General features: G+C 71.1%; 28 protein-coding genes. 12 read left to right on the top strand and 16 right to left on the bottom strand.

Translation table 11 applies throughout. The features are described 5' to 3' along the window. Nucleotides 1-11 precede the first annotated feature (11 nt). From Tbon_RS13765 to Tbon_RS05185, 3 genes are all read left to right on the top strand, one after another. The gene (locus Tbon_RS13765; protein ID WP_192498171.1) at nucleotides 12-176 is read left to right on the top strand and encodes a hypothetical protein; all 165 of its coding nucleotides are present in this window, start codon (nucleotides 12-14) and stop codon (nucleotides 174-176) included. A 135-nt stretch (nucleotides 177-311) separates the two neighbouring features. Beyond that, on the top strand, nucleotides 312-1,883 hold the full coding sequence (locus Tbon_RS05190) for a fatty acid--CoA ligase (protein WP_158066636.1): 1,572 nt from the start codon (nucleotides 312-314) through the stop codon (nucleotides 1,881-1,883). 46 nt (nucleotides 1,884-1,929) lie between these two features. After that, a complete protein-coding gene (locus Tbon_RS05185) occupies nucleotides 1,930-2,352 on the top strand; it encodes a PilZ domain-containing protein (protein ID WP_158066635.1) in 423 nt (140 codons plus the stop codon). Between the two features lie 14 nt (nucleotides 2,353-2,366). On the opposite strand, the gene dapB is transcribed toward Tbon_RS05185, so the two are convergent. Beyond that, nucleotides 2,367-3,146: a 4-hydroxy-tetrahydrodipicolinate reductase gene (dapB, locus tag Tbon_RS05180; RefSeq protein ID WP_225734712.1), complete on the bottom strand. Its 780-nt coding sequence runs from the start codon at nucleotides 3,144-3,146 to the stop codon at nucleotides 2,367-2,369. Between the two features lie 27 nt (nucleotides 3,147-3,173). After that, nucleotides 3,174-4,073: an alpha/beta fold hydrolase gene (locus tag Tbon_RS05175; protein ID WP_158066634.1), complete on the bottom strand. Its 900-nt coding sequence runs from the start codon at nucleotides 4,071-4,073 to the stop codon at nucleotides 3,174-3,176. Between the two features lie 50 nt (nucleotides 4,074-4,123). Here Tbon_RS05175 and Tbon_RS05170 point away from each other — a divergent pair, with 50 nt between their 5' ends. After that, nucleotides 4,124-4,657: a hypothetical protein gene (locus Tbon_RS05170; RefSeq protein WP_158066633.1), complete on the top strand. Its 534-nt coding sequence runs from the start codon at nucleotides 4,124-4,126 to the stop codon at nucleotides 4,655-4,657. Nucleotides 4,658-4,821: 164 nt separating this feature from the next. Here Tbon_RS05170 and Tbon_RS05165 read toward each other — a convergent pair whose 3' ends face one another. Next, on the bottom strand, nucleotides 4,822-6,873 hold the full coding sequence (locus tag Tbon_RS05165) for a RecQ family ATP-dependent DNA helicase (RefSeq protein WP_192498170.1): 2,052 nt from the start codon (nucleotides 6,871-6,873) through the stop codon (nucleotides 4,822-4,824). Nucleotides 6,874-7,052: 179 nt separating this feature from the next. Between Tbon_RS05165 and Tbon_RS05160 the strand changes: the two genes are divergently transcribed. Both Tbon_RS05160 and coaBC read left to right on the top strand, forming a co-directional pair. Next, nucleotides 7,053-7,826 (top strand): type III pantothenate kinase, encoded by a 774-nt coding sequence (locus tag Tbon_RS05160; RefSeq protein ID WP_158066631.1) that lies wholly within the window; start codon nucleotides 7,053-7,055, stop codon nucleotides 7,824-7,826. Between the two features lie 16 nt (nucleotides 7,827-7,842). Beyond that, nucleotides 7,843-9,087: a bifunctional phosphopantothenoylcysteine decarboxylase/phosphopantothenate--cysteine ligase CoaBC gene (gene coaBC / locus Tbon_RS05155; protein WP_158066630.1), complete on the top strand. Its 1,245-nt coding sequence runs from the start codon at nucleotides 7,843-7,845 to the stop codon at nucleotides 9,085-9,087. On the opposite strand, the gene Tbon_RS05150 is transcribed toward coaBC, so the two are convergent. Continuing rightward, a complete protein-coding gene (locus Tbon_RS05150; RefSeq protein WP_192498169.1) occupies nucleotides 9,071-9,976 on the bottom strand; it encodes a TVP38/TMEM64 family protein in 906 nt (301 codons plus the stop codon). The genes coaBC and Tbon_RS05150 overlap by 17 nt on opposite strands. Before the next feature lie 87 nt (nucleotides 9,977-10,063). Here Tbon_RS05150 and Tbon_RS05145 point away from each other — a divergent pair, with 87 nt between their 5' ends. The 3 genes from Tbon_RS05145 to Tbon_RS05135 all read left to right on the top strand — a co-directional run bounded on the left by Tbon_RS05145 (nucleotide 10,064) and on the right by Tbon_RS05135 (nucleotide 11,650). Beyond that, nucleotides 10,064-10,600, top strand: coding sequence for a GNAT family N-acetyltransferase (locus tag Tbon_RS05145; protein WP_192498168.1), 537 nt, complete (start codon nucleotides 10,064-10,066; stop codon nucleotides 10,598-10,600). 106 nt (nucleotides 10,601-10,706) lie between these two features. Continuing rightward, entirely contained in the window at nucleotides 10,707-11,327 is a 621-nt protein-coding gene (locus Tbon_RS05140) for a hypothetical protein (protein WP_158066627.1), read from the top strand. Next, the gene (locus tag Tbon_RS05135; RefSeq protein ID WP_158066626.1) at nucleotides 11,324-11,650 is read left to right on the top strand and encodes a hypothetical protein; all 327 of its coding nucleotides are present in this window, start codon (nucleotides 11,324-11,326) and stop codon (nucleotides 11,648-11,650) included. Before Tbon_RS05140 ends, Tbon_RS05135 begins: the two co-directional genes overlap by 4 nt. On the opposite strand, the gene Tbon_RS05130 is transcribed toward Tbon_RS05135, so the two are convergent. Beyond that, nucleotides 11,576-12,409, bottom strand: coding sequence for a GNAT family N-acetyltransferase (locus Tbon_RS05130; RefSeq protein ID WP_158066625.1), 834 nt, complete (start codon nucleotides 12,407-12,409; stop codon nucleotides 11,576-11,578). The genes Tbon_RS05135 and Tbon_RS05130 overlap by 75 nt on opposite strands. Next, nucleotides 12,406-12,825 (bottom strand): DUF983 domain-containing protein, encoded by a 420-nt coding sequence (locus Tbon_RS05125; protein ID WP_158066624.1) that lies wholly within the window; start codon nucleotides 12,823-12,825, stop codon nucleotides 12,406-12,408. Before Tbon_RS05125 ends, Tbon_RS05130 begins: the two co-directional genes overlap by 4 nt. Before the next feature lie 32 nt (nucleotides 12,826-12,857). On the opposite strand from Tbon_RS05125, the gene metH reads away from it, so the two are divergent. Together metH and Tbon_RS05115 are read left to right on the top strand one after the other, a co-directional pair. After that, nucleotides 12,858-16,397, top strand: a complete 3,540-nt coding sequence (gene metH / locus Tbon_RS05120; protein WP_158066623.1) for a methionine synthase — start codon at nucleotides 12,858-12,860, stop codon at nucleotides 16,395-16,397. A gap of 71 nt (nucleotides 16,398-16,468) precedes the next feature. Continuing rightward, complete coding sequence (locus Tbon_RS05115; RefSeq protein WP_158066622.1) at nucleotides 16,469-17,401, top strand: TIGR03619 family F420-dependent LLM class oxidoreductase; 933 nt, start codon at nucleotides 16,469-16,471, stop codon at nucleotides 17,399-17,401. Between the two features lie 109 nt (nucleotides 17,402-17,510). Here the strand turns inward: Tbon_RS05115 and Tbon_RS05110 are convergent, their stop codons facing one another. The 10 genes from Tbon_RS05110 to Tbon_RS05070 all read right to left on the bottom strand — a co-directional run bounded on the left by Tbon_RS05110 (nucleotide 17,511) and on the right by Tbon_RS05070 (nucleotide 25,693). After that, nucleotides 17,511-18,311, bottom strand: coding sequence for a S1 family peptidase (locus Tbon_RS05110; protein WP_225734711.1), 801 nt, complete (start codon nucleotides 18,309-18,311; stop codon nucleotides 17,511-17,513). Nucleotides 18,312-18,424: 113 nt separating this feature from the next. Beyond that, a complete protein-coding gene (locus Tbon_RS14365; RefSeq protein ID WP_263970091.1) occupies nucleotides 18,425-18,559 on the bottom strand; it encodes a hypothetical protein in 135 nt (44 codons plus the stop codon). 53 nt (nucleotides 18,560-18,612) lie between these two features. Further along, nucleotides 18,613-19,104: a GNAT family N-acetyltransferase gene (locus tag Tbon_RS05105; RefSeq protein WP_158066621.1), complete on the bottom strand. Its 492-nt coding sequence runs from the start codon at nucleotides 19,102-19,104 to the stop codon at nucleotides 18,613-18,615. Nucleotides 19,105-19,108: 4 nt separating this feature from the next. Then, the gene (locus Tbon_RS05100) at nucleotides 19,109-19,894 is read right to left on the bottom strand and encodes an enoyl-ACP reductase FabI (RefSeq protein WP_098502544.1); all 786 of its coding nucleotides are present in this window, start codon (nucleotides 19,892-19,894) and stop codon (nucleotides 19,109-19,111) included. A gap of 44 nt (nucleotides 19,895-19,938) precedes the next feature. Continuing rightward, a complete protein-coding gene (locus Tbon_RS05095) occupies nucleotides 19,939-20,340 on the bottom strand; it encodes a TIGR03618 family F420-dependent PPOX class oxidoreductase (RefSeq protein ID WP_192498167.1) in 402 nt (133 codons plus the stop codon). Continuing rightward, on the bottom strand, nucleotides 20,325-20,969 hold the full coding sequence (locus Tbon_RS05090; RefSeq protein ID WP_192498166.1) for an MBL fold metallo-hydrolase: 645 nt from the start codon (nucleotides 20,967-20,969) through the stop codon (nucleotides 20,325-20,327). Before Tbon_RS05090 ends, Tbon_RS05095 begins: the two co-directional genes overlap by 16 nt. Before the next feature lie 31 nt (nucleotides 20,970-21,000). After that, entirely contained in the window at nucleotides 21,001-21,597 is a 597-nt protein-coding gene (locus Tbon_RS05085; protein ID WP_158066618.1) for an AAA family ATPase, read from the bottom strand. Then, nucleotides 21,587-22,465: an alpha/beta fold hydrolase gene (locus tag Tbon_RS05080; RefSeq protein WP_158066617.1), complete on the bottom strand. Its 879-nt coding sequence runs from the start codon at nucleotides 22,463-22,465 to the stop codon at nucleotides 21,587-21,589. The genes Tbon_RS05085 and Tbon_RS05080 overlap by 11 nt, the downstream gene beginning before the upstream one ends. A gap of 48 nt (nucleotides 22,466-22,513) precedes the next feature. Beyond that, on the bottom strand, nucleotides 22,514-23,677 hold the full coding sequence (locus tag Tbon_RS05075) for an acyl-CoA dehydrogenase family protein (protein ID WP_158066616.1): 1,164 nt from the start codon (nucleotides 23,675-23,677) through the stop codon (nucleotides 22,514-22,516). A 75-nt stretch (nucleotides 23,678-23,752) separates the two neighbouring features. Next, entirely contained in the window at nucleotides 23,753-25,693 is a 1,941-nt protein-coding gene (locus Tbon_RS05070) for a PAS domain-containing sensor histidine kinase (RefSeq protein WP_192498165.1), read from the bottom strand. Nucleotides 25,694-25,990: 297 nt separating this feature from the next. Between Tbon_RS05070 and Tbon_RS05065 the strand changes: the two genes are divergently transcribed. After that, nucleotides 25,991-26,551: a DinB family protein gene (locus Tbon_RS05065; RefSeq protein WP_158066614.1), complete on the top strand. Its 561-nt coding sequence runs from the start codon at nucleotides 25,991-25,993 to the stop codon at nucleotides 26,549-26,551. The last annotated feature ends 2 nt before the right edge of the window (nucleotides 26,552-26,553 follow it).

Genomic DNA, 26,553 nt, shown 5'->3' with positions numbered 1-26,553 from the left:
CGACTCCGTCCGTGACCTCCGTGGCCGGCGAAGTCACCGCTCAGCCCACGCCCCGGCCGCCCGCCACGGGCACGGGCGCGCCCGCTGCCGGGCTCCCCGGCTGGCCGCTCGCCGCTGGGCTCGTCCTCCTTGCCTCCGGCCTCGGCCTCCTCGCGCTGAGCCGCCGCCGCGCCTGAGCCTCCGCACCCATCCTCCCGAGGGCGCCCGGGTATACCCCGGGCGCCCTCGGTCCGTCCCCCCACGGCCCGCGCCTTGCCAGACGGCCAGTCAGGTGGCACGATCCCGTGCCACCACGTGCACCGGAGGCCCGCGTGACCACCGACATCGATATCGCCTGCCTCGCCGATATCACCCGCACCCACGCCGCCGCGCGCCCCAACGCCGTCGCCCTCGTCTACCAGGGCCGCGAAACCACCTACCGCGAACTCGACGAGCGCGCCAGCCGCGTCGCCAACGGCCTCATCGCCGCGGGCCTCGGCCCCCAGGCCCGCGTGGCCTACCTCGATAAGAACTCCGACCGCTTCTTCGAAGTCCTCTTCGGCGCCGCCAAGGCGAACCAGGTCATGGTCGCCGTCAACTGGCGCCTCGCGCCGCCCGAAGTTGCCTACATTATTAATGACGCCATGGCCGAAGCCCTCTTCGTCGGCCAGGAGTTCTTCCCCGTCATCGAAAAGATCCTCCCCGAACTGCGGACCGTTAAAACCGTCATCGCCATCGATGCCCCGCACGAGGGCTGGCAGTACTACCCCGAATGGCGCGATGCCCGGTCCGCCGAAGACCCGCGCGTCCCCACCGGCGAAGACGACGTCGCCATCCAGATGTACACCAGCGGCACCACCGGCCACCCCAAGGGCGCCCAGCTCACCAACGGCAACTTCTTCGCCCTCCTCCCCGGCGCTGTCCGCAGCTGGGGGCCCCGCTGGTCCGACAACGATGTCAACCTTGTCGTCATGCCCCTCTTCCACATCGCCGGCAGCGGCTGGGGCATCGTCGGCCTCTACGCCGGCGCGAAGGACATCGTCCTCCGCGACGTCGTCCCCGCCGAAATCCTGAAGGTCATCCCCGAGTACCGCGTCACCCGCGCCATCTTCGTCCCCGCGGTCCTCCTCTTCCTCCTGCAGACGCCCGGCGTCCAGGAAACCGACTTCTCCAGCCTCCAGTTCATCGCCTACGGCGCCTCGCCCATCCCGCTCGACCTCCTGCGCAACGCCGTCGCCACCTTCAAGTGCCAGTTCGCCCAGCTCTACGGCCTCACCGAAACCACCGGCGCCGTCACCTACCTCCCGCCCGAAGACCACGACCCCAACGGCAACCCCCGCATGCGCTCCTGCGGAAAGCCGCTCCCCGGCGTCGAACTCCGCATCGTCGACCCCGAAGGCCGCGACCTCCCCGTCGGCGAGGTCGGCGAAATCATCTGCCGCTCGAAGCAGGTGATGAAGGGGTACTGGAACCTCCCGGAGGAGACCGCCAAAGCCATCCGCGACGGCTGGTTCTACACCGGCGACGCCGGCTACATGGACGCCGACGGCTACGTCTACATCTACGACCGCGTCAAAGACATGATCGTCTCCGGCGGCGAAAACGTGTACCCGGCTGAGGTCGAGTCCGCCCTCTTCGGCCACCCCGCAGTCGCCGACGTCGCAGTCATCGGCGTCCCCGACGACAAATGGGGCGAAGCCGTCAAGGCGATCGTCGTCAAGAAGCCCGGGATGGAGGTCACGCCCGAGGAGCTGATCGCCTTCGCCCGCGAACGGATCGCCGGCTACAAGGTGCCGAAGTCGATCGACTTCGCTGAAGCGCTCCCGCGCAACCCCTCCGGCAAGATCCTCAAGCGCGAACTCCGCGCACCCTACTGGGCCGGCCGCGAGCGCCAGGTCAACTGACGCCCCCGGCCTGAACGCCGGCGCAATCCCGTCCGAAACTCAGAGTATGGAGACCTTCAACGGCGTCGCCTCCCGCCGGCGTGCCCCGCGTGTGCCCGCCGACCTCCCCTGCCGCCTTCTCGCCGGCGGCAGCGTCATTGCCGATGGCGCGCTCATCGATATCTCGATCGCCGGCGCCGCTGTGACCGTCCGCCAGCCGGTCCCCGCCACCGAGACCGTCGTCCTCCGCCTCGAAACGCCCGGCGGCGAATGGCATGCCGAAATCCCTGCCCGTCTCGTGACGGTCGACCCCGACCCCTTCGGCGGGCTCATCGTCCGGCTCCGTTTCGAACGCGACCCGGAAGCCGCCCGCGCACTCGCGCCCCTGGTCTCGGCCCTCCGCCGCCGGTTCACCGCGCGCCAGGCCGACCTCGCCGGGGAGCGGCTTGGGCCGTACGGCCGCGCCTACGCCGGCCGCCGCGGCGCCTGAACGGCCCGCTGCTGCTACGCCAGCCCGAGCAGCCGGTCGAGCCCGACCACCAGCTCACGCCGCCCGAGCACCTCGCGGATTGCGAGCAGCACGCCCGGCATGAACGAATCCCTGCCGGTGCTGTCCTGCCGGATCGTCAGCAGCTGCCCCTGGCCGCCGAAGATCACCTCCTGGTGCGCGACCAGCCCCGGCAGCCGCACCGCGTGGATCGCCACCCCGCCCAGCTCCGCCCCGCGCGCGCCCGCCACCGTCTCCACCTCCGGCTCCGGGTGCACGAACGGCCGCCCCCGCGCCGCCACCATCCCCTCCGCCGTCGCCTTCGCCGTTCCCGAAGGGCTGTCCGCCTTCCCGTCGTGGTGCAGCTCGATGATCTCCGCGTGGTCGAAGAACTGCGCCGCCAGCTTCGCGAAGTGCATCATCAGCACCGCGCTGATCGCGAAGTTCGCCGCAACCACGGCGCCCACGCCGCGCGCCTTCGTTTCCGCCTCAAGCCACGCCATGAAATCGGCGCTCAGCCCGGTGGTCCCGATGACCAGCGGGATGCCCCGCTCCAGCGCCGCCTTGGCAATCACCGGAGTCCAGGCCGCGTTCGTAAAGTCGACCACCACGTGCGGCTTCGCTTCGTCCAGCCCGACTCCGGCCTCCCGGAACACCGGGATGCCGTCCATCGCCCCCCGTTCGGCCAGCCCGTCGATGTACGCCGCCGGCGTCATGCCCGGCTCCGCGAGCACCGCTGCCGCAACCTGCCGGCCCATCCGGCCCGTCCCGCTGATCACCACCGAAAGCTCAGTCACGGCCCGATTGTAGCCCCTTCTGCCCGGTCATTTCGCCGCCCCCGTGAGCAGCGCCAGCATCTCCCGCACCTGCCCCGCCACGAAGCCCGGGTCCTCCATCGGGATGAAGTGCGAATACTGCGGCACCGGCACGTCCTCCCCGCGGGCGAAATGCCGCGCGAGGTCCGGCGCCGTCGGCGAGCCGCTCATGTCCATCGGCGCATCCGCCGCACGCTGCCGCGCCCGCAGCACCCGCACCGGCACCGTCACCCGCGCAAGCGCGTCGTAGACGTCGTCGCCCTCCGGGTCCGAATAGGCGCCCGCGTAAACCGCCGCCTCGATCCGCGGCGGACACGCCAGCACGCAGCCCTCCCCCTCCGGGTTGGGCACCAGCCCGTACGTGCAGTAGTCGCGCAGCACCTCCGGGTCCCACCGCGAGAACGGCTCCCGTCCCCGGAACCGCTCGAACATCTCCTCCGGCGAACTCCACGCGTTCCGGCGCCGGGCGGCGAAGTGCTCGTCCTCGCCCATCTCCCGCCGGAAGCCGCGCGGTCCGATGACCGGGTCCACCAGCAGCAGCGCCCCGAACGCGCCCGGCTCCAGCGCCGCCGCCCGCGTCACCGCGTGCCCGCCCTTCGAATGGCCGACCGCCAGTGCGCCGCGCAGCCCCAGCGCCCGGACCGCCGCCGCCACGTCGCGGCCGAAGTGCGACCACCGGTAGGGCGGCTCCGGTTTGTCGCTCAGCCCATGGCCCCGCATGTCGACGGCGATCGCCCGGACGCCCGGCAGCCGCCGGATCACCTGGTCCCAGCACCGCGCATGGAAGCCCGTCGCGTGCGCGAAGAACACCGCCGGCTCCTCGCCGGCCCATTCGTACGCCTGCAGCTCCACCCCGTCGCCGGGCACCCGGAAGGCGCGGGGCGCATCGGTTCGCATTCCTTCGTTCATAGCGAACAGTCTAGCCCGGCGGTCCGCAGCGCACCTGCTACCCTCTCCCTATGACCCTCCCGCAGCCGCTCTCCGAAGCCCTCGCCGTCCTCGCCAGCACGCCCACGACCCTCGCCCACCTCGTCGCCGAAGCCGATGACGCCCGCCTCGACGATGCCGACCGGGAGGGCTGGACGCCCCGCCTCTGGCTCGCCTGGTTTCGCGACGAAGAGGTCCTCGCCCTCCGGCCGGGGCTCGAACGCATGCTCGCCGAGCCCGAGCCGGTCCTCCACGTCCTCGACCGCGCCGCCTGGCCGGCCGGCCGGCACCGCACCCGCGACCGCAAGGAGCACATCCTCGCCGACTTCGCCCTCCACCGCCAGGCAACCCTTGCCATCGTCCGCGCCCTCGAACCGCGCCAGCTCGAACGCCGCGGCTTGCTCGCCGGCGAACCGGTCACCGTCGCCGCCTACCTTGAACGCTGGGCCGCCCACGACCTCGCCCGCGTCCGCCGCCTCGAAGCCGCCCTCGGCGAAACCCTCGCCGACGTCCTCGAACGCCGCCGCCGCATGGTCGAAGAGTACCGCCGCGCCGAGCAGGGATGATGGAGCCCCCGCTTCCTCCGCCCTCCCGCCCCGGGTGACGAGAACGGGGGCGAAGCATGCACTGCCGCCCATAAACCCCCCTGCTCCCTGCTCCCTGCTCCCTGCTCCCCGCTCCTCCCTCGGGGCGGCGGCGAGGCCGGGCGGGGCTCCCTCCTCCCTTACTTCTACTTCCTCCGCGACAGCCACGCCCGCACCAGGTGCAGCTCGTCGTAGCTCACCGCATCCCCCAGCCGCTCCTTCAGCGGCCGCAGCGACCTGATCGGCTGCCCGCCGGCCGCAGCCCGCACCAGCTCCACCTTCTCCGGCGCCACCAGCCCCTCGAGCGACGGAATCGCCCCCGCCGCGATCAGCTCCGCCAGGTGACTCACGATCGTCGCCGGCGCCATCGCCCGCACCTTCGCCATCTCTCCGATGTCCCGCAGCCCGTCGGCATACAGCGAGAGCGTCTCCCGCACCGTCGGCGCGAAGGTCGCCGCCTCCCGCACCGCCGGCCGGGCAAGGCGCCCCGGCGCCGCCGGCCGCGGCCCGGCCGCGCCCGCAGCCGCCCGCGTCGCCGAAAGGAACTGCTCCCCGTACCGCTCGAACTTCACCCGGCCCATACCCGGCACGGCCAGCATCTCCGCCCGGTTCCGCGGCCGGCGCCGGGCCATCTCCCGCAGCACCGCATCCGAGGCCACGATGTACGGCGGCACGCCCTCCGCCTCCGCCAGCGCCCGGCGGATCGCCCGCAGCTCCTGGAAGAGCGCCTCCTCGGCCGCGGGCCGGCCCTCCGCCTCGCGGCCCCGCTCCCCCGCGAGGCACGGCCCGCAGTTCCCGCACGCTGCCGGCGGCGTCTCCCCGAAGTACTCCAGCACCCGTGCCCGCAGGCAGGTCCGCGACTGCGCGTACGCCTCCATCGCGTCGAGCTTCCTGAACGAGTGCTCCCGGTGCGCCTCCAGCATCGCCGTGTCGATCAGCGCTTCGCCGTCCGGGCGGGTCGCTGCCAGCATCCACCCCTGCTTGACCGCCACGCCCGATTCCACCAGCGTCTGCACCGCCGCGTTGAACCCCGGCTCGTCGTCCTCCCGCATCAGGTCGCGCACGTGCACCCGCCGTCCCTCGGCCGCCGCCAGCGCCCGGTAGATCTCGAGCACCCGCTCCGCCGAGGGGTGCGCCATGTCGATGAAGTACTCCCGCAGGCCCCGGTCCCGCGGACTGGAGATCAGCAGGCACCGCGCCGGGTCCCCGTCCCGTCCGGCCCGCCCCGCCTCCTGGTAGTACGACTCCAGCGAATCCGGCAGGTCGTGGTGGACCACCAGCCGCACGTCCGGCTTGTCGATGCCCATCCCGAACGCGTTCGTCGCCACGATCACCCGCACCGCATCCCGGGCGAACGCATCCTGCACCCGTCGCCGGTCGGTGTCTGCCATCCCCGCGTGGTAGGTCGCGCAGCGGATTCCGCGCCGCTGCAGCTCGGCGGCCAGGTCCTCCGTCCGCCGCCGCGTCGCGCAGTAGACAATCGCCGAAGCCCCCCGCAGGCCGGCCAGCTCCTCCGCCACCGCTTCCGCCTTCTCGCCGAGGCTGCTCACCCGGAGGGTTTCGAGCCGCAGGTTCGGGCGGTCGAACCCCGCCACGTGCACCGCCGGCTCGCGCAGCCGCAGCCGCTCCGTGATGTCCTGCTGCACCAGCGGGTCCGCAGTCGCCGTCAGCGCTACCGTCGGCGGGAAGCCGAGCCGCTCCCGCAGCGCCCCGAGGTCGCGATAGCTCGGCCGGAAATCGTGCCCCCACTGGCTGATGCAGTGCGCCTCGTCGACCGCCAGCCGCGCGACTTCCAGCCCGCGCAGCGCCGCAAGGAACGCGCCCGACTGGAACCGCTCCGGCGCCACGTAGAGCAGCCGCACCCGCCCCTGCGCACAGGCCGCCAGCACCGCCCGCTGCTCCTCCGGCTCCTGCATCGAGGTGATGGCTGCCGCCGGCACGCCCATCGCCCGCAGCGCATCCACCTGGTCCTTCATCAGCGCCAGCAGCGGCGAAACCACGAGCGTGAGCCCCCGCTCCAGCACCAGCGCCGGCACCTGGTAGCAGATGCTCTTCCCGCCGCCCGTGGGCATCACCACCAGCGTATCCCGCCCCGCCAGCACGTCGGCGATCACCGCCTCCTGCCCCGGCCGGAAGCTCCCGTACCCGAACACATCGCGGAGCACCGCCCGCGCCCTGCGCAACAGCTCACCCGGCACAGCGCCCCAGTATAGAACACCTGTGCGAAACCCGCCCTGCTCCCCGCTCCCCGCTCCCCGCTCCCTGCTCCCCGCTCCCCGCTCCCTGCTCCCTTCTCCCTCCACCCTCTTTCAGCTATCCTGCCCCCGGCACCGGGACCGCCACCAATGGCCCGAAGCCAGGACGGTAAACCCACCTCATGCTCCTCGCCTTCGATATCGGCAACACCTCCATCCACATCGGCCTCTGGGACGGCGAAACCCTCGTCGATACCTGGCGCATCGGCGTCGAACGCGAAAAGCTCCCCGACGAATACGGCGTCCTCATCCTCTCCCTCCTCGACTACAGCGACATCGACGCCCGCGCCATCACCGCCTGCATCATCGGCTGCGACGTCCCGCCGCTCATCCCTACGTTCGAGCAGGTCTGCCGCAAGTACTTCCGCGTCGAACCCCTCCTCGTCGGCCACGGGCTCCGCACCGGCGTCCGCATCCTCTACGACAACCCGCGCCAGCTCGGCGCCGACCGCATCATCGATGCCGTTGCCGCCAGCCGCCTCTACGGCACCCCCGTCATCGTCGTCGATTTCGGCACCGCCACCGTCTTCGATGCCGTCAACGAACAGGGCGACTATCTCGGCGGCGCCATCGCACCCGGCATCGGCATCGCAAGCGAGGCGCTCTTCTCACGCGCCGCCATGCTCTACCGCGTCCAGCTCGAACGGCCGCCCGCCGCCATCGGCAAAAATACCGTCCACGCGATGCAGTCCGGCATCCTCTTCGGCTACGTTGGTCTCGTCGAAGGCCTCGTCGCCCGGTTCAAGCGCGAACTCGGCGGCAACCCGCCCGTCGTCGCCACCGGCGGCCTCGCCTCCCTCGTCGCCTCCGAAACCGACTGCATCGACATCGTCAACGGCGACCTCACCCTCATCGGCCTCCGCCTCATCTACGAACTCAACCGCGACCGCGACTGACCACGGGGGTCCGCCCATGTCCGACTTCACCCCGCGCGAGCTCCCCCTGCAGGGGCGCCACATCGTCCTCGGCGTCACCGGCTCGATCTCCTGCTACAAGGCCGCCGACCTCGCGAGCAAACTCCGGCAGGCCGGCGCCGCCGTCGAAGTCGTCATGACCCCCGCAGCCACGCAGTTCATCGCGCCGCTCACCTTCAAATCGCTCACCGGCCGCGACGTCATCGTCGAGATGTTCGCCGCCGCCGAAACCGAAGCCCACGTGGAGGTCGCCCGCCGCGCCCACGCGATGGTCATCGCCCCGGCAACCGCCGATTGCCTCGCCAGCCTCGCCCACGGCTTCGCCGGCGACATGGTCGCCCTCACCGCACTTGCCACCGCCGCGCCCATCCTCGTCGCCCCCGCCATGGACAGCCAGATGTGGGAGCACCCCGCCACGCAGGACAACGTCGCCACCCTCCGCGAGCGCGGCGTCGAAGTCATTGGGCCGATGATCGGCCGCCTCGCCAGCGGGCGCACCGGCCCCGGCCGCCTCGCCGAAGTGCCCGAAATCCTCGGCGCGCTCCGCCAGCTCCTCGGCCAGCGCACCGGCGACCTCTCCGGCCGCCGCATCGTCGTCTCCGCCGGCGGCACCCACGAACCGATCGATCCCGTCCGCTTCGTCGGCAACCGCTCCACCGGCAAAATGGGCTTCGCCATCGCCGAAGCCGCCCGCGACCGCGGCGCCTTCGTCACCCTCGTCGCCGGTCCGGTCGCCCTCGATACCCCCTGGGGCGTCCACCGCGTCGATGTGCAGACCGTCCGCGAAATGCTCATCGCCCTCGAACAGGCAGCCGCCGATTCCGACGCCATCATCATGGCCGCCGCCCCCGCTGACTTCCGGCCCGCAAGCCCGGCTGATCACAAAATCAAAAAGGCGCCCGGCCAGGAGCGCCTCGTCATCGAACTCGAACAGAACCCCGACATCATCGCCAGCATCCCCGGCGGCGGCATCCGCGTCGGCTTCGCCGCCGAGACCCGCAACCTCGCCGAGTACGCCCGCCAGAAGCTCCCCGCCAAGCGCCTCCACTTCATCGTTGCCAACGACGTCAGCGCGCCCGGCTCCGGCTTCGGCACCGAAACCAACCAGGTCGTCATCTTCCACGACGACGGCCGCGTCGAAGAGTTCCCCCTCCTCTCCAAGTACGCCGTTGCCCACCTCATCCTCGACCGCGTCCTCGAGCGGCTCGAGGCCCGCGGAGGCGCCGCTACGCCCCCGGCGTAGGGTCGCCCGTGCTCAGCATCCGCCCCAGCCACTCCCGTGGCGGCGGCAGCTGCCGGCGGTAGCGCACGAAGAAGATCGTCGACGGCACGGCCAGCGCCACAAGGATCAGCGCCCCCGAGACCAGCTGCGCCTCCACTGACTTCCCGAACGAATCCCCGAACGCCACCACCACCGTCGTCGGCACAATCGAGCCGAGGAACACCAGCGTCGTGAACAGCCGGAACGACATCCCCGTGAGCCCGGCCGCATACGCCGCAAAATCGAACGACACCGGCATCATCCGCCACCAGAACACGAGGTGCGGCCCCATCTCCTTCGCCAGCCGGTCCACCTTCTCCGCCCCCTCCTCCCCGATCAGCTTCGGGATGAACCGCCGCCCGAACTTCCGCGAAATCCCGAAAATCACCACCGACCCGAGCAGCTGCCCGATGACCGCGTACACCACCCCGAGGAACGTCCCCCACGCAATCCCGGCCGCAATCATGAACGGCGGGTTCGGGATCGGTGCGATGATCATCGCGACCGCCAGCACCAGGATCAGCAGGACCGGCCCCCACGCCCCGAGGTCGCGAATCCACTCGCGCACCTTCTCCACGTCGATGTCGCCCGTCAGCAGCCCCAGCAGGATGACGCCGCTCGCCCCGCCCATCGCCAGCACCCCCAGCACCCGCCGCCGGAACTTCGGGTCCATCAGCAGCGGCGTCCCCGGCGGCAGCGGCGCATCGTTCCTGCTCGAGCCGAACAGGTCCATCAGCTCGCCCCACACCACATAGGCGACCACCACGCCCAGCCCCACCGACACCGACCGCGAGTGCAGGTACTCCAGCCCGAGCAGCGTCACCGCCGCTCCCAGCGCAAGCGCCAGCACCCCGATGATCCCGTCACGCATTCGTGCGCAATGGTACGCCACGCCTGTCATCGCACAATGAACGCCCCGCGTAATCCGTTCGAAATCTGTACCGGCTACCCTTCCCGCGTGTCCGAACTCTCCATCCGCCCGGCAGCCGAGGCCGATCTCGAGACCATCAACCGCATCTACAACCACGAAATCCTCCACGGCACCGCCACCTGGGATACCGAACCGTGGTCCATGGAGCGCCGCCGCACCTGGTGGGCCGGCCACAGCGACCCCCTCCAGCCCGTCCTCGTCGCCGAAACCGGCGCCGGCGTCGTCGGCTTCGCCTACCTCACCCTGGTGAGCCAGAAGCCCGGCTGGCGCTTCACCCGCGAAGACACCATCTACCTCGACCCCGCTGCCCGGGGCCGCGGCATCGGCCGCCTCCTGCTCGCCGCCCTCCTCGAGGAGGCCCGCCGCATCGGCGTCCGCACCGTCGTCGCCTCCATCACCTCCACCAACACCGCCAGCATTCGCCTCCACGAGGCCTTCGGCTTCACCTGCGTCGGCACCCTCCGCAACGCCGGCCATAAGTTCGGCGCCTGGCTCGACACCTGCTACTACCAGCTCGACCTCGGCGAACCGCCCCCGGGCGCCCCGGCCTGGACCGCAACATAACGGTTGCACCTCTGTGGAGAACGGCCGTCCGCGCCGCCCCTGCCCTGCTCCCCGGGAAAATCCGGGCGTATATTCCGGGAGAAACTGGTGAACTCCGGGGCCGCCCATGCGCTTCCCGCTGCGTAAGTCACCCGCCCAGGAGCCGGCCGGCGAACCCGCCGACCCGGGCTCCGGCCCCATCCCCCTCCGGCAGCAGCCGGAGCCCCCTGGCACATGGGACGAACTCCTCCAGCAGCGAACCGGCCTCCGCCTCCCCGACGCCCTCAAGGGCCAGGCCTCCGGCTCCGACGTCCGCGCCGAGCGGCTCATCCGGCAGGTCCGGAAGGATGTCGAGCGCCTCCAGTCCACCCTCGAACGGCTCCGCGTCGAGCAGTCCGACCTCCTCGAGGTCGACCCCGACACCGTCGCCGCCAACCCCGAGGCCGCTGCAGCCCTCCCGCCCGCAGCCCTCGTCCGCGCGATCATCGCCGCCCGCGACGAAAACCGCCGTCTGCGCAAACAGCTCCGCAAGGCCCGCAAACAGCGCGACCGCGCCATCGAACGCGCCCGCGCGCTCGAACTCGCCGCCGCCGGCCGCGACAGCCGCCTCGCCACCCTCGAGGAGGTGATCGCCGCCCTCCACGCCAACCTCCACGACCTCCGCCAGGAGCGCGACCTCCTCCGCGAGTGGGCGCCGGCCCGCCTCGGCCGGCCCGATGCCCTCCCGCCCGGCGAGCCCACGCCATGAACGCACTTCCCGGCCCCGCCGGCCTCCGCGCCGAGATCCAGGCCGTCCGCCGCGAAGCCGTCGCGCGCGTCACGGAGATGGACCTCCTGGTCGCCGCCCTGCGCGACCACATCCGCGACCTCCAGGCCGAGCGCGATGCCCTCCGCGCCGAGCTGGCGCGCCTCCGCCGCGAACGCCTCCTCGCTGCCGCCGCCTGGCTCCCCCGCGGCCTCCGCCCCCAGCGCGGCGCCTGGACGCCGGCGCCCGGCTCACCGCTCAGCCCCATCCCCCTCGGCCGCCCGGGGCCTCGTGTGGACGAACCGGCCGCCTTCCAGCCGCCATAGCCGGTCCTCCAGCGCCCGCCGCAGCGCCCGCATCCGCGGCGTTGCCGGCAGCACGCAGGTGTGGAAGCCGTTGGTCTGGGCCCACTCCCGCGCCCGTTCGGCCATCCACACCTCCAGGCCGCGCCCCTCATAGCCGGCCTCCACCACCGGCTCCGCAAGCTCCGCCACCCCGGCGCCAGCATCGCGCACGCCGATGACCCCGACCACCCGCTCGCCGTCGGCCGCCACGAACCAGCCCGGGCGCGCGCCCTGCGCGAACGGCCACGGGTCTGCGCCGGTCAGCCTGGCGATCGCGGCCGCATCGCCCCGCCGCTGCTCCCGCACCGTCAGCAGCGGCAGCCGCCGCTCCAGCACCAGCAGCGCCCGGCCGTCCTCTGCCCGCTCCCGCCCCACCGGCAGGTAGCCCAGCCGGGCGAAGTAGGCGGCCATGCCCGGGGTATCGGGCGCCCGGCAGCGCGCCAGCCGCAGCCCCCGGTCCTGCGCCCGCCGGCCCACGGCCCGCACCAGCTCCGCCCCCGCCGGCGGCTCCAGCGACCGCAGCAGGTCAAACCACGCCACCCCCTCCTCCTCCCGCCAGCGCACCGCGCCCGCGATCCCGGCGTCATCCTCCGCCAGCAGGAAGGCAGCGCCCGTCTGGAGCATCCGCGCCGCCTCCGGGGCATCGCCCGGCGCGCCCGGCAGCCCGCTCCCCGCGTACAGCTCGGCCAGCGCCTCCGCATCCTCCGCATCCGCCTCCCGCACCCGGAAGCGGCCGCTCATCCCGGCACATCCTCGGCGAACGTCCCAGGGTTGAAGTACGCGTCGATCTGCATCCACGCCACCCGCGAGTAGTGGAACGCCGCGGGCGTCACCAGCGCCACCAGCCCGAACGCCGCCCCGAGAATCGCCCCGAACGGCGCCCCGGCCAGCAGCATCCACAGCCACACGGGCAGCGTCACGAACAGCCCGATGAAGTAGCTCGCGTACATCGCCCCGGTGAAGTACCCAGGCTCCCGCTCGAACGCCAGCCCGCACACCGCACATCGCTCCCGCATCCGGAACGGCCCCGCCCATACCCCGCCCCGGCAGCACCGCGGGCAGCGCATCCGCAGCGCGGCGACCACCCGCCGGCCAACCCCGTACGCCGGGTACGCCGCCCGGTCCGCTGCAATCCCCGCTGCCGACCCGTCGTGCATCTCACCCTATGGTGTACGCTTGATTCCCGACCATGTACAGACCGCGTGACCTTCCCCTGCTCAACCGCCTGCAGGACCAGGTGCTCTATGCCGCAGGGCCCATCGGCTCCACGCTGCTCTCGCTCAACCTCGGCCCCGAGGCCTACGTCGCCCCCGATGGCGAAGCCCACGAAGGCTGCCCCGAATGGCTCAACGTGGCCAGCCCCCACATCCTCGAAGGCATCTACGCATCCTTCTACGAGGTGGGCGTCGACGCCGTCGATAGCTGCTCCTTCGGCGCCAACCCCGTCGTCCTCGCCGAGTTCGGCCTCGCCGATCGCACCCGCGAGCTGAACCGCCTCGCCGCCCAGGTCATCGGCCGCGTCCGCGACCGCTACGCCACACCCGAGTGGCCCCGCTACGCCTTCGGTACCATCGGCCCTGGCACCCGCCTCCCCTCCCTCGGCCACATCACCTACGACGAAATCAAGCACGGCTGGCGCGAGCAGTGCATCGGCCTCCTCGAAGGCGGCATCGACGTCCTCAAAGTCGAAACCTGCCAGGACCTCCTCCAGACGAAGGCCGCCCTCGCCGCCGCCGCCGACGCCATGGAGATCACCGGCCGCCGGGTGCCCGTCATCGCCTCCGTCACCATCGAATCGACCGGCACCATGCTGCTCGGCTCCGATATCGCCGCCGCCCTCGCCACCCTCGAACCGCTCGACGTCGTCGATATCGTCGGCATCAACTGCGCCACCGGCCCCGAGCAGATGGTCGAGCATGTCCGTTACCTCGCGCAGCACTCCCGCCGGCCCGTCTTCATCGGCCCCAACGCCGGCCTCCCCGAGGTCATCGACGGCCGCGCCTGCTACACCCTCTCCCCCGAAGAGTTCGCCCGCTACCAGAAGATCTTCGTCGAGGAGTTCGGCACCTCGATCGTGGCCGGCTGCTGCGGAACCACCCCCGCCATGTTCGCCGAGGCGATCCGCGTCATCGGCCGGCCCCGCCCGAAGGAGCGCCCCACCCGCTACGAGCCGGCCGCCGCCTCCCTCTACACCGCCGTCCCCATCAAACAGGACACCTCCTTCCTCGTCGTCGGCGAGCGTACCAACGCCACCGGCTCCCGCGCCTTCCGCGACCTCCTCCTCGCCGGGGACGTCGACGGCATGGTCGCCCTCGCCCGCGAACAGGCCGCCGAAGGCGCCCACGTCATCGATGTCATGGTCGATTACGTCGGCCGCGACGGCCCCGCCGACATGCACCGCGTCGTTTCCGCCTTCCGCACGCAGGTCGCCGTCCCGCTCGTCTTCGACAGCACCGAAGTCGCCGTCATCGAAACCGCCCTCAAGCTCTACGGCGGCCGCGCCATCGTCAACTCCATCAACCTCGAGGACGGCGAGCGGAAAATCACGAGGCTCCTCCCCCTCATCAAGGAGCACGGCGCCGCCGCCGTCGCCCTCACCATCGACGAGGAGGGCCAGGCCCGCACCGCCGAGTGGAAGCTCCGCGTCGCCCGCCGCATCTATGACATCGCCGTCAACCGCTACGGCATGGAGCCCGGCGACCTCCTCTTCGACTGTCTCACCTTCCCCCTGACCAGCGGCCAGGAGGAGCTCCGCCGCGACGCTATCGAAACCCTCGAAGCCATCCGCCGCGTCAAAGAGGAGCTCCCCGGCGTCCACACCATCCTCGGCGTCTCCAACTGCTCCTTCGGCCTCAAGCCGGCCGCCCGCCGCGTCCTCAACTCCGTCTTCCTCCACGAAGCAGTCGAGCACGGCCTCGATGCCGCCATCGTCAACGCCCGGCAGATCCTCCCCCTCAGCCGCATCCCCGAAGAGCAGCTCGAAACCGCCCGCGACCTCATTTACGACCGCCGCCGCGACGGCTACGACCCGCTCACCCACTTCATCTCCCTCTTCGAGACCGCCGAAAAGGAGCAGCGCCCGGCGAGCGACCCGGCTCACCGCGCGCCCGTCGAAGAGCGCCTCCGCCGCCGCATCATCGACGGCGACCGCCGCGGCCTCCACGACGACCTCGAAGAGGCTCTCGCCCGCTTCGACCCGCTCACCATCATCAACGAGCACCTCCTCCCCGCGATGCGCGAGGTCGGCGACCTCTTCGGCGCCGGCAAGATGCAGCTCCCCTTCGTCCTCCAGTCCGCAGAGACGATGAAGGCCGCCGTCGCCTTCCTCGAGCCGTACATGGAGCGCGTCGAAGGCCAGTCCAAGGGTAAGGTCGTCCTCGCAACCGTCCGCGGCGACGTCCACGATATCGGCAAGAACCTCGTCGATATCATCCTCACGAATAACGGCTACACAACCTACAACCTCGGCATCAAGCAGCCGATCTCCAATATCATCGAAAAGGCCCAGGAGGTCGGCGCCGATGTCATCGGCCTCTCCGGCCTCCTCGTCAAAAGCACCGTCGTCATGCGCGAGGACCTCGAAGAGCTGAACGCCCGCGAGCTCTTCCACTACCCCGTCATCCTCGGCGGCGCCGCCCTCACCCGGAAGTACGTCGAGCACGAACTCCGCCAGGTCTACAAGGGCCACGTCTACTACGCACAGGACGCCTTCGAAGGGCTCGCCACCCTCGACCGCATCATCCCGGCCCTCCGCGAAGGCAAACCCCTGCCCGACCTCTCCCGCACGGCCGGCCGCCCGACGGACGAAGATTCCGGCTACGACCGCGTCGCCGACCCGAACGCCGCCCCCGCCCCCTCCGAACACGACTACGCCCCCTCCGATATCGAGCGCGGCGTCCCCATCCCCACCCCGCCCTTCTGGGGCTCCCGCGTGGTCCGCGGCATCCCCCTCCGCGAGATCTACCCGTACATCAACGAAATCGCGCTCTTCCGCGGGCAGTGGGGCTACCAGCGCGGCGACCGCCCCGAAGACGAGTACGCCCGCTTCATCGAAGAAGAAGTGCGCCCCATCTTCCGCCGCTGGCAGGAGCGCGCCATCGCCGAGCAGCTCCTCCTCCCGGCCGTCGTCTACGGCTATTTCCCGGCCCTCGCCGAGAAGAACGACCTCGTCGTCTGGCCCTCCGTCGAAGATGGCCGGCCCGTCGGCGAACCGGTCCGCTTCCGCTTTCCCCGCCAGCCAAGCGGCCGCCGCCTCTGCATCGCCGACTTCTTCCGCTCCTTCGAAGAGGCCGCCGCCGACCCGTCCGGACCGCAGTTCGACGTCGTCGCCCTCTCCCTCGTCACCATGGGCCCCCGCGCCAGCGAGTTCGCCCAGGAGCTCTTCCAGGCGAACGAGTACCGCGACTACCTCCACTGGCACGGCTTCGCGGTCGAAGCCGCCGAGGCCCTCGCGGAGTACTGGCACAAGCGCGTCCGCCAGGAGCTCGGCATCGCCGGCAAGGACGCCGCCGACATCCGCAAGCTCTTCGCCCTCGGCTACCAAGGCTGCCGCTACAGCTTCGGCTATCCCGCCTGCCCCGACCTCGAAGAGCAAACGAAGATGGCCGTCCTCCTCCGCCCCGAGCGGATCGGCGTCGAACTCTCCGAAACCTTCCAGTGGCACCCCGAGCAGACCACCGCCGCCGTCATCGTCCACCACCCCGGCGCGCGCTACTTCGTCATCCGCTGAACGCCCTCGCGCAACCTCCCGCGGCCCGCTAGGCTGTCCCCACCTGCAACCCGCATCACCGGAGGCCAGCCATGCCGGCACCCCATTTCGGCGTCACCATCCCCCAGATTAAGCGCACCTGGGACGAAGCGAAGACCAACGCCCGCGAGTTCGAAGCCATGGGCTTCGATTCCCTCTGGGTCTGCGACCATCTCTACGGCCCGCAGTCGCCCCAGATCCCGATCCTCGAAGCCTGGTCGCTCGTCGCCGCCGTCGCCGCCATCACCGAACGGGTCGAAATCGGGACCCTCGTCACCCCCGCCGGCATGCGCAACCCGGCCCACCTCGGCAAGGTCATCGCCACCATCGACAACATCGCCGGCGGCCGCATCATCCCCGGCCTCGGCGCCGGCTGGATGCCCCGCGAATTCACCGACTTCGGCGTCCCCTTCCCGCCCATCGGCGCCCGCATGCGCCAGCTCCGCGAAACCCTCGAACTCCTCCGCGCCATGTGGACCGAGCCCGAGGTCACCATGGACGGCGAATTCGTCCACGTCCGCAACCTCGTCTGCGAGCCGAAGCCCGTCCGCAGGCCGCCCATCCTCGTCGGCGGCGCCGGCGAAAAAGTCCTCCTCCGCATCGCCGCCCGCCACGCCGATATCTGGAACAACCTCGCCGCCCACCACCACGCCCTCCCCCGCAAGATCGACGTCCTCCGCGAACACTGCGCGGCCGTCGGCCGCGACCCGGCTTCCATCACCATCAGCCAGCAGTGCCTCGTCATCATCGCACCGGATGAGGCCGCCGCTGCTCCGATGGTCGAAACCGCAAAGAAGATCTTCGGCGGCCACATGGGCGACCCCACCGGCCCGCTCGCCATCGCCGGCAGCCCTGCCCGCGTCCGCGAGCAGATTCAGCGCCACCTCGACCTCGGCTGCACGATGTTCGTCATCGAATTCTTCGGCCGCGATACCCGCGAGCCCGCCCGCCTCTTCGCCGAGACCGTCCTCCCCCACTTCCGCTAGCGCCAGCCCCCACCGGCAGGTCGCGGCACGCGGGAGCCCGCCGGTCGCAACGGCTGCGGCCCAGCGGGGGCCGGGTCACCCGGCCCCCGCCTGCTGTGCCCTGCCCGGGCTAATTCGAAAGGAACGTCGCCAGCCAGGCCAGGTCATCGGCCCGGTCCACCCGGTAAACCCCGCCCGTGCCGCTGCACGTGCCGTTCAGCCCGAACGATGTCACCCCGGCGATGACCCGCGTGTTCCCGAGGAAGTTGGGCCCTCCAGAATCCCCGAAGCACGTCCCGCCGGTATTCGCGTTGTTCGAGAGCACGAGCGATTCCGTCCCGGCGATTCCGCCGTTAATCTGCACGAGCTCCGGGTAGGCCACCATCCGCACCCGCATCGCCGTCTCCGGAACCGGCCCCGGGAACGCCCGCTGCAGCCCGTAGCCGACCGCCGTAAAGGTGACCCCCGTGTTCCGCCGCACCCGGGCCAGGGCATCGAGCTGGTTCAGCGTCGGCAGCAGCCCGTACTCGCTCATTACGACCGGCGAATCCAGCACGACGACGCCAAGGTCGTGCAGGTAGAAGGCCGCCGGGTCGTACTGGGGGTGCGTGTACGGCGTCCCGCTCGCCTGCCCCGTATAGGGGTAACCGTTCAACGGATATCCGGCGTCGACGTCGTCGTCAAACCAGATTTCCACGTGGGCGGCCGGCTGCTCTGTGCAATGGCCAGCCGTCAGGAACACCGTCGGCGAAATCAACGTCCCCGAGCAGCGCCACAGCGGCTTGCCGTTCGCATCCTGTGCGACCATCAGCCCCACGTATGGGTGCCGGCCGTTATCCGGCTCGCCGTACTTGATGGCCGATGCGGCCGCGAACCCCGCCACGGCGGCAACCAGCGCCAGCCCGACCATGAGCATGCGAATCCGTTTCACTGGCTCTCCCTCCAGGCATCCGCGGGCTCAGCCGCGGTGCCCGCATGGTGCTCCTGCAGCCCGGTATCCACAAGAGGCCCGGACTGACACCGTTTTCGGCGGCCAGCCCCCGGCTACCACCACCCCTCCTTGTACCACCACCCCTTGTGCTCCCGGCCGGCCGGGCCGGCCTCCTTCAGCCGCGCCAGGTGCTTCCGGCACAGGTGCACCGTCAGCCGCTCACGCTCCTCGCCGCGCCACTTCAGCACCGCCACCTCCTGGTACGGCGGCTCAATACACCACAAACACCGCATCCGGGCCATTACCGTTCCTCCTCGAACTCCAGCACGAATCCCCATTCCCTGCTCCGCCACGGGTCCGGCGCATACCGGAACCGGTTCCGCCGGAACCCGCACCGCTCGTACAGCCGGTGCGCATGCTCGAACGCCACATCGCTGAACAGCACCAGCCGCCGCGCGCCTGCCGCCCGCGCCAGCCCAATCACCTCTCGCGTCAGCCGCTCGCCCAGCCCCTTCCCCCGCGCCTCCGGCAGCACGTACAGCCGGTGCAGCTCGAACTCCCCGTCGCCCTCGTCCGAGAGCCCCACGCACCCGACCACCTCCCCGTCCGCCGCCTCCGCCACAAGGAACCACCCCTCCCGGTAGTGCCGCTCCGGCCAGAGCACATCCGCGTCGTAGTCCGCCTCCGCAAACGGGAACCCGTACTCCTCGAACACCCGCGCCACCACCCGCCACGGGCCGTCGCCGTGCCGCTCCCGCGCGTACGGCACCACCCGGAACCCGGCGGCCTCCACCGCGCTACTCCCGCGTCTCCGCCACGAGCCCCATGATGTTGTAGCCGCTGTCCACGTACAGGATGTCCCCCGTCGTCCCGCTCGACATCTCGCTCCCGAGGAACACCGCCGCCTCGCCGACCTGCTCGATCGTCACGTTCCGGTGCAGCGGCGCAATATCCGCGAACGCCTTCAGATAGTCCCGGAACCCCGAAATCCCGCTCGCAGCCAGCGTCCGGATCGGCCCCGCGCTGATAGCGTTCACCCGGATGTTCTCCGGCCCGAGGTCCCACGCCAGGTACCGCACCGTCGCCTCCAGCGCCGCCTTCGCCACCCCCATCACGTTGTACTTGGGCGCCACCTTCTGCGACCCGTAGTACGTCAGCGTGATGATGCTCCCCCCGTTCGGCATCAGCGGCCGCGCAGCCCGCGCCAGCGCCACCAGCGAGTACACCGAGACGTTGTGTGCCAGCAAAAATCCTTCCCGCGAGGTGTCGACGAACCGCCCGGCGAGGTCCTCCCGGTTGGCATAGGCAATCGCGTGCACCAGCACATCGATCGTCCCCAGCCGCTCCTTCGCTGCTGCGAATACCCGCTCGATGTCCTCGTCCTTCGTCACATCGCACAGCTCGATGAAGTCAGCCCCGACGCTCTCCGCGAGCGGCCGAACCCGCCGCTCGAGGTTCTCCGCCGCGTACGAAAACGCCAGCTTCGCCCCCTCCCGGTGGAACGCCTGCGCAATCCCCCACGCAATCGAACGGTCGTTCGCGACGCCGAAAATTAGCGCTGTCTTGCCATCGAGCTTGCCCATGGCTCGCTAGGGTACGGCCAACCCCGGAAATGGAGAAGCCGCCATCACCACTGGCCCCACCAGCGCGCCGGGCGCAGCCGCAGCAGCACCATCTCCTCGTGGGCATCGCTTGCCGTCTCTTTCGCAGCGACCTCCGGCCCGCGGTAGTGCGCCCAGAGCGTGTACCGGTCCTCCCGCGTCAGCGGCTCCGCCGTCACCGGTCCTGCGGCCGTCAGGTACCGCCAGTCGTCGAGCCACGTCACTGCCGCCTGCCCCGTCCGCTCAATGTTCCGGTGCTTCTGCGAACCGCGCCCCGTCACAATCTGCACCTCGCCGTCGCGCCACAGGTACCAGACCGCCGCCGCATGCGGTCGCCCGCCCGGCCCCGTCGTGCTCAGCACCACCGTCCGCGGCTCGCCGATCCGCCCGGCCCACCAGCCATCCGGCGGCCCTACGAGTTCAGCCACGTCACATCCCCGCACAGGTCCGGTGCGTGCTCCCGGCTGGCGAAGACCGCGTACTCCGCCTTGCTCGCCCCGATCGTCGTGGTCGGTCCGTGCCCGGGGTACACCACCGTGTCGTCCGGCAGCGCGTACAGCTCCCGCACGATCGACGCGATCTCCTCCTGCAGCGCCGCATTGTCCTTCGAACGCCCCGGCCCGCCCGGGAAGAGCGTGTCGCCCACGAAGACGCTCTTCCCGCAGAGATACGCCGTGCTCGCCGGCGTGTGCCCCGGCACGCTCAGCACCCGGAACCGCAGGTTCCCGACCGCGATCTCCTCGCCGTGCCGCACCGGCACATCGAGCTGCCCGTCCTTGAGCCCCGGCTCGGCCGGGTCCGCGTACAGCTTCGCGCCGTACGCCGCTTTCAGCGCATCGATCGCCGGCGTGTGGTCGAAGTGCCCGTGCGTCAGGAAGATGCGCGTCGGCCGCACCCCGGCCGCCTCCGCCGCGGCCATGTTCGCCTCCGGGTCGCCCGGCGCATCGATGAACGCCGCCTCGCCCGTCGCCCGGTCGACCACCACGTACACGTTGTTCCCGTAGCCCGTCGGCCCGCCGATGACTATCTCCAGGTCTCCGTCGCGAATCCGTTCCACCAGGCGCCTCCTTCTCCGTGGTGCCGACATCCTACCCGGTCGGCGCCGGCCCGTGCGCCCCGCCCGCAGGCCGGGCATTCCGCAGCAGGTAGGCCGCCTGCCCCGGCGTCCGCAGCCGGTACACCGGCACCCCCGGCCGCCGCAGCGTGCGCAGCGATTCCTCTACGCCCCGGCCCGTCCGCCGGAAGGCCGTCAGCCCCCACAGCAGCATCGAGTTCCGCGAGAAGAACGTCTGCCGGGGCGTCTCCCGGTTGCCGTTCCACAGCTCCGCCCCGGCCAGCGCCCTCCCGATGGTCCGCATCGCCAGCCGCCGGTAGACCACCCCGAACGGCAGGTCCAGCCACACGACCGCCTCCGCCAGCGGCAGCACCAGGTCGCGGACCACCGCGTAGTTCCCTTCGATCACCCAACCATCAGGGTGCTCCGCAAGGATACGGGTGACCGCCGCCCGGAACTCCTCTCGCGAGAGGTCCTGCCAGTTTGGCCGCGCATGGTAGACGGCGTCGAGTTCCACGACCGGCAGCCCCAGCCGCTCCCTAAGCGCCCGCGCCAGCGTCGATTTCCCGCTGCCCGCAGGCCCGTAAACCGCGACCCGCCGCCCGAACGGCACCGGCCGCTCAGCCCCCATCGGCCTCCCGCGCCAGCTCGGCTATCGCCCGGACAAACTCCGGCCAGAGCGCCCGCGGCAGGTCGTGCCCCATCCCCGGGAAGGTGAGCAGCCGCGCGCCCGGGATCGCCTCCGCGGTTGCCTGTCCCCCGGTGAGCGTCACCAGCGGGTCCGCCTCCCCATGGATGACAAGCGTCGGCACCCGCACCCGGGCGAGCCCCTCCGTCCGGTCGCCCGTCGCAAGGATCGCCACCAGCTGCCGGGCTGTGCCTTCTGGATAGAAGCACCGGTCGTAATCAGCCGCAATCCTCGCCCGCAGCTCCGCCGGGTCCGCCGGGTAGGCGGGCGAGCCGATCGTGGTCCACGTCCGCAGCCCCTGTTCGATTGCTTCCTCTCGGCGCTCCGGAGGAGGGGCGAGCAGCGCCGCCATCGCTTCGGGCTGCGGTTGCCCCACGTTCGGGTTGCCGGTCGTCGACATAATTGATGTCATCGAGCGCACGCGTTCGGGGTGCCGAATCGCGATGCACTGGACGATCATGCCCCCCATCGAGGCCCCCGCGATGTGTGCACGCTCGATGCCCAGGTGGTCCAGGAGGCCGACTGCGTCGTCCGCCATATCCCACAGCGTGTACGAGGCCGTCGAATGGTCGCCCGCCAGCGCCTTCGCCAGGTCTGGCTGAGGCCCGCCCTCGATCTTCGTCGAGAGCCCCACGTCCCGGTTATCGAACCGGATGACATAGAACCCCTCGCGAGCCAGCATCTCGCAGAAGTCCGGCTCCCAGAGCGTCATCTGCGCGCCCAGCCCCATGACGAGAAGCATCGGGCGTCCGCCCGGCTCCCCGTGCGTTTCGTAGTACAGCTGAATCCCGTTCGTCGGTGCGTATGGCATGGCCCGAATCATAGCCGGGCGCATGCCCGCTGCAATGCCCGCCCCCCGTCAGCCGTACACCAGGTTCCGGTCGATCAGCGCCCGGCTGATCACCACCCGCTGAATCTGGCTCGTCCCCTCGACAATCATCAGTTGGCGCGCATCCCGGTAGTGCCGCTCCAGCGGGTGGTCCTTCATGTACCCCTGCGCCCCGAGCACCTGCAGCGCATCGAACGCCACCCGGTTCGCCACCTCCGTCGCGTACGCCTTCGCAATCGACAGATGGTGCGCGTACTCCCGCGTGTACTTCCCCTGGTCCACCAGCCACGCCGCCTTATACACCAGGTTCCGCGCCGCCTCGATCCGGATCGCCATGTCCGCAAACATGAACTGGATCGCCTCGAAGTCGATCACCGAGCTCCCGAACGCCTTCCGCTCCCGCGCCCACTCCAGCGCATAGGCCGCCGCACCCTCGGCCAGGCCGACCCCGCGCGCGCCCACCGTCGGCCGCATCGAGTTCAGCGTCAGCATCGCCACGTTGAACCCCTGCCCCTCGACGCCCCCAAGCAGGTTCTCGGCCGGCACCCGCACGTCCTGGAAGCTGAAATGCGCCGTCGGCACGCTCCGCACGCCCATCTTGTCGTCCGTCCGGTCGATCCGCACCCCCGGCGCATGCGCGTCCACCACGAAGGCGCTGATCCCCTTCGCGCCCGGGCCGCCCGTCCGCGCAAACACCGTCAGGTAGTCCGCCACCGTCCCGCCCGAGATGTACACCTTGTTCCCGTTCAGGATGTAATGGTCCCCGTCGCGGACCGCCCGCGTCTCGAGGTTCGCCGCATCCGAACCGTGGTCCGGCTCGGTCAGGCAGAACGCCGCCTTGGCATCACCGGCGGCGAGCGCCGGCAGCCACCGCTGCTGCTGCTCCGGCGTCCCCCCGAACACGATCGGCCGGGTCGGGAGCCCGCTCAGGACCAGCATCAGCCCGGCCCCGCACTCGTACTTCGCCACCTCTTCGATCGCCAGGCAGAGCGGCAGGATGCCGTTCCCCGTGCCGCCCATCGACTCCGGGATCGCCATCCCCAGCAGCCCCGCCTTCTTGAACGCCTCGAAGAAGTCGTGCGGGTACTCCCCGGTCTCATCGACCTCCTTCGCGCGCGGCGCAATCACCTCGCGCGCAATCCGCCGGGCGGTCTCTTTAATCAGCCGGTGCTCTTCCGAAAGTGCGAAGTCCATCGGGTCGTGCCTCCTGCAGCCTGGGCTGCTATTGAACCACGCCCCGGCCCAACCGGCATGGCAGCCGGCCCGCCCTCACGTTCCCTCCGGCCGCTCCGCCGGCACCGGGAACGCGAGCACCACCGTCGTCCCCCGGCCCGGCGCCGAGTGTACCCCGATGTACCCGCCGTGCTCCCGCACGATCCCTGCCGTGGCCGGCAGGCCGAGGCCCCGCCCGGCGAACCGCGTCGAGTAGAACGGCTCGAAAATCCGCCCGAGGTGCTCCTCCGCAATCCCCTCGCCCGCGTCCTCCACGAACACCGCCGCGTACTCGCCCGGCGGAATGCGCGCAGGCTCCCATCGCCCCGGCGTCGAAAGGCGGAACTCGTCCCGCACCCGCAGCCGCGTCACCCGGACCTCCACCGGCCCCCGCGTCGCTTCGAACGCGTTCGCCAGCACATGCTGGAACGCCGTCTCCAGCGCCCGCGGCCGGCCCAGCACCCGCGGCACCCCCGCACTCAGCACCACGGCCGCGCGCTGCCGCTCCGCCTCCGGGAACTGGATGAGCGCCCGCCCGAGGCAGACGTCCAGCTCGACCGGCCCCTTCGCCTCGTCGCTCCCGGTCGCCGCAGCGCGCAGGTCGGCCACGAGGTACGCCGCGTCCCGCGCGACGGCTTCGATCGCCGCCACCGCCTCCTCCTGCCCCGGCGTCAGCGGGCCCTCCTGCCGCATCAGCCACGCATTCCCGAGCATGGCCGTCAGGTCGTTGTTCAGCCGGTGCGCAACCCCGGCCGAGAGCGCCGCGAAGCTCTCCAGGAACCGCGCCTTCGCCAGCAGCCCCTCCCGCTCTTTCTGGTCCGTATAGTCCGTGAAGGTCGCCACCACCTCCTGCGGCTCGCCGGCCGGGCCGCGCCGCAGCACCGCCGCCGAGACCAGCAGCCAGCGCAGCTGCCCGCCGCCCAGCGGCAGCCCCATGACCACGCCCCGTACCGCGGCCCCGGTCGTCATCGCGAAGTTGACCGGCATCTCCGAAGGCGGGAACGGGCTGCCGTCCTCCCGCACCGCGCCCCAGCTCCAGTCCACGGCCCGCCCGACAACCTGGTCCGCCGGCAGGCCCAGCAGCCGCGCCGCTGCCGGGTTCGCGTGCGTGATGACCCCCTGCCGGTTCACCACCGTGATCCCCGTCTCCATCTCGTTGATCATCGTCCGGAGTCGGGCCTCGCTCTCGGCCAGCGCCTGCTCCGCCACGACCTGTGCAGTCACATCCTCGTAGAAGAACACCTGCCCAAGCACCTCGCCGCCGCCAGCCCTCAGCGGCTGCGTGCTTACCTTGAACCAGGCCCCATCGCATCGCTCGAACAGCTCTGAGAACGAGGTCCCCGGTTGTTCCCGCCAGCGGGCGTTGAACGCCCGCGCCCGTTCGGGCTCCTTCGCCAGCGCCTCGAGGCACGCCGCCCGCTCCGGCGGCGGCAGCTCTGCCCACGTCGCATCGAGCCCCGTCATTGCGAAGAACCGCCGGTTCGCGCGCAGGAACCGGCCGTCCAGCGCTATCACAATGATCCCGTACGGCGCCCCTTCGAACTGCGCCTCCGCCAGCCGCGTCGCGGCCTCCAGCTTTTGCCGTGTTCGAACCAGCTCCGTCACATCGCGGTAATGCCAGATGCGACCGGCTTCCCGCTCGCTGAGCTCAAGCGGGCGCGAGTGCATCTCCAGGACCCGGCCGTCCACGAGTTCGACCAGCCGATGCATCACCGCGTATGGGTTGGCCTGCACCTCCTCCGCCTCCGCGAGGAACGCTTCAGGGTCGCGCACCAGGCGTGCGGCCGCCGCACGGCGCAGTGCCGGCCGCTCCAGCTCCATAACCGCTGCGTCGAGCCCCCAGAGCCTGAGAAACGCCGCGTTGTACAGCACCACCCGCCCATCCGCTGCCACAACAATGATGCCATCCGGGGCCGCCTCGAGCGCCGCGCGCAGCAGGCTATCCCCCCCAGCAGCCGCGGGGACGTCCCGTCGGCGCCCGTCGCCCCTGCCACGCATTGCGCCCGGATTATCGGGCTCCGGCCATGCTCCGGTCATCGGGGAATATCCCGATGCTTCGGCCCTGGATGCAGCAATTGCGCCGCCCGCCGAAGCCCCGACCGGCGGTTCGGATGGGCAAACGCAATCAGCCCCTCCGTCCGCTCCCCGCCGCCCGTCCCAGCCAGCCTGGCTCCGCTGACCCCCCGCGGCCGCGATGCCCGCGGCCTCCCGCGCCCCGTCACCGCCGCCCCTCACCGGCTGACGCCGCCCCTGCCCTCTGGCAGAATCGCCCCACCCCTGCGCTGAGGTCTCCCCGTGCCCGAAATCCCGAACCTGCCCGGCATGGGCAATCCCCCCGATACCCCCACCCAGCTCTCCGTTGTCGTCGGCCGCGTCCTCCAGTATGCCCTCCGCGCCACCGATGGCCTCACCGTCGAACAGCTCTGCGATACCCGCGGCGGCATCACCAACTCCATCGGCTGGGACGTCTGGCACGTCGTCCGCACCATCGACAACATCATCCACTTCGTCTTCGAACGCGAGCAGCCCGTCTGGCTCCAGCACGCCTTCCACGAGCGCTGGAACCTCCCCCGCGTCGACCAGGGCACCGGCCAGGACCCGCGCGACGCCTACGCTATGCGCTTCCCGCCGCCCTCGGAGTTCGACGAGTACACCCGCGCCGTCGAGGCCGCCGTCGTGCCCCGCATCGCGGCCATGAGCGAGGCCTACCTCCGCGAAGTGCAGGTCATCCGCCCCTGGGGACCGGTCCCCCGCATCGAAGCCATCCTCCACGGCCTCATCGGGCACGGCAACGGGCACCTCGGCCGCGCCAGCTACGCCCGCACGCTCTTCGGCCTCCCCGGCCTGCCCTACTGACC

The sequence above is a fragment of the Tepidiforma bonchosmolovskayae genome (assembly GCF_008838325.1).
In the GTDB taxonomy this organism is placed as follows: domain Bacteria; phylum Chloroflexota; class Dehalococcoidia; order Tepidiformales; family Tepidiformaceae; genus Tepidiforma; species Tepidiforma bonchosmolovskayae.
Note: the sequence above shows the minus strand (reverse complement) of the source record. Positions and strands in the feature narration are given on the sequence as shown.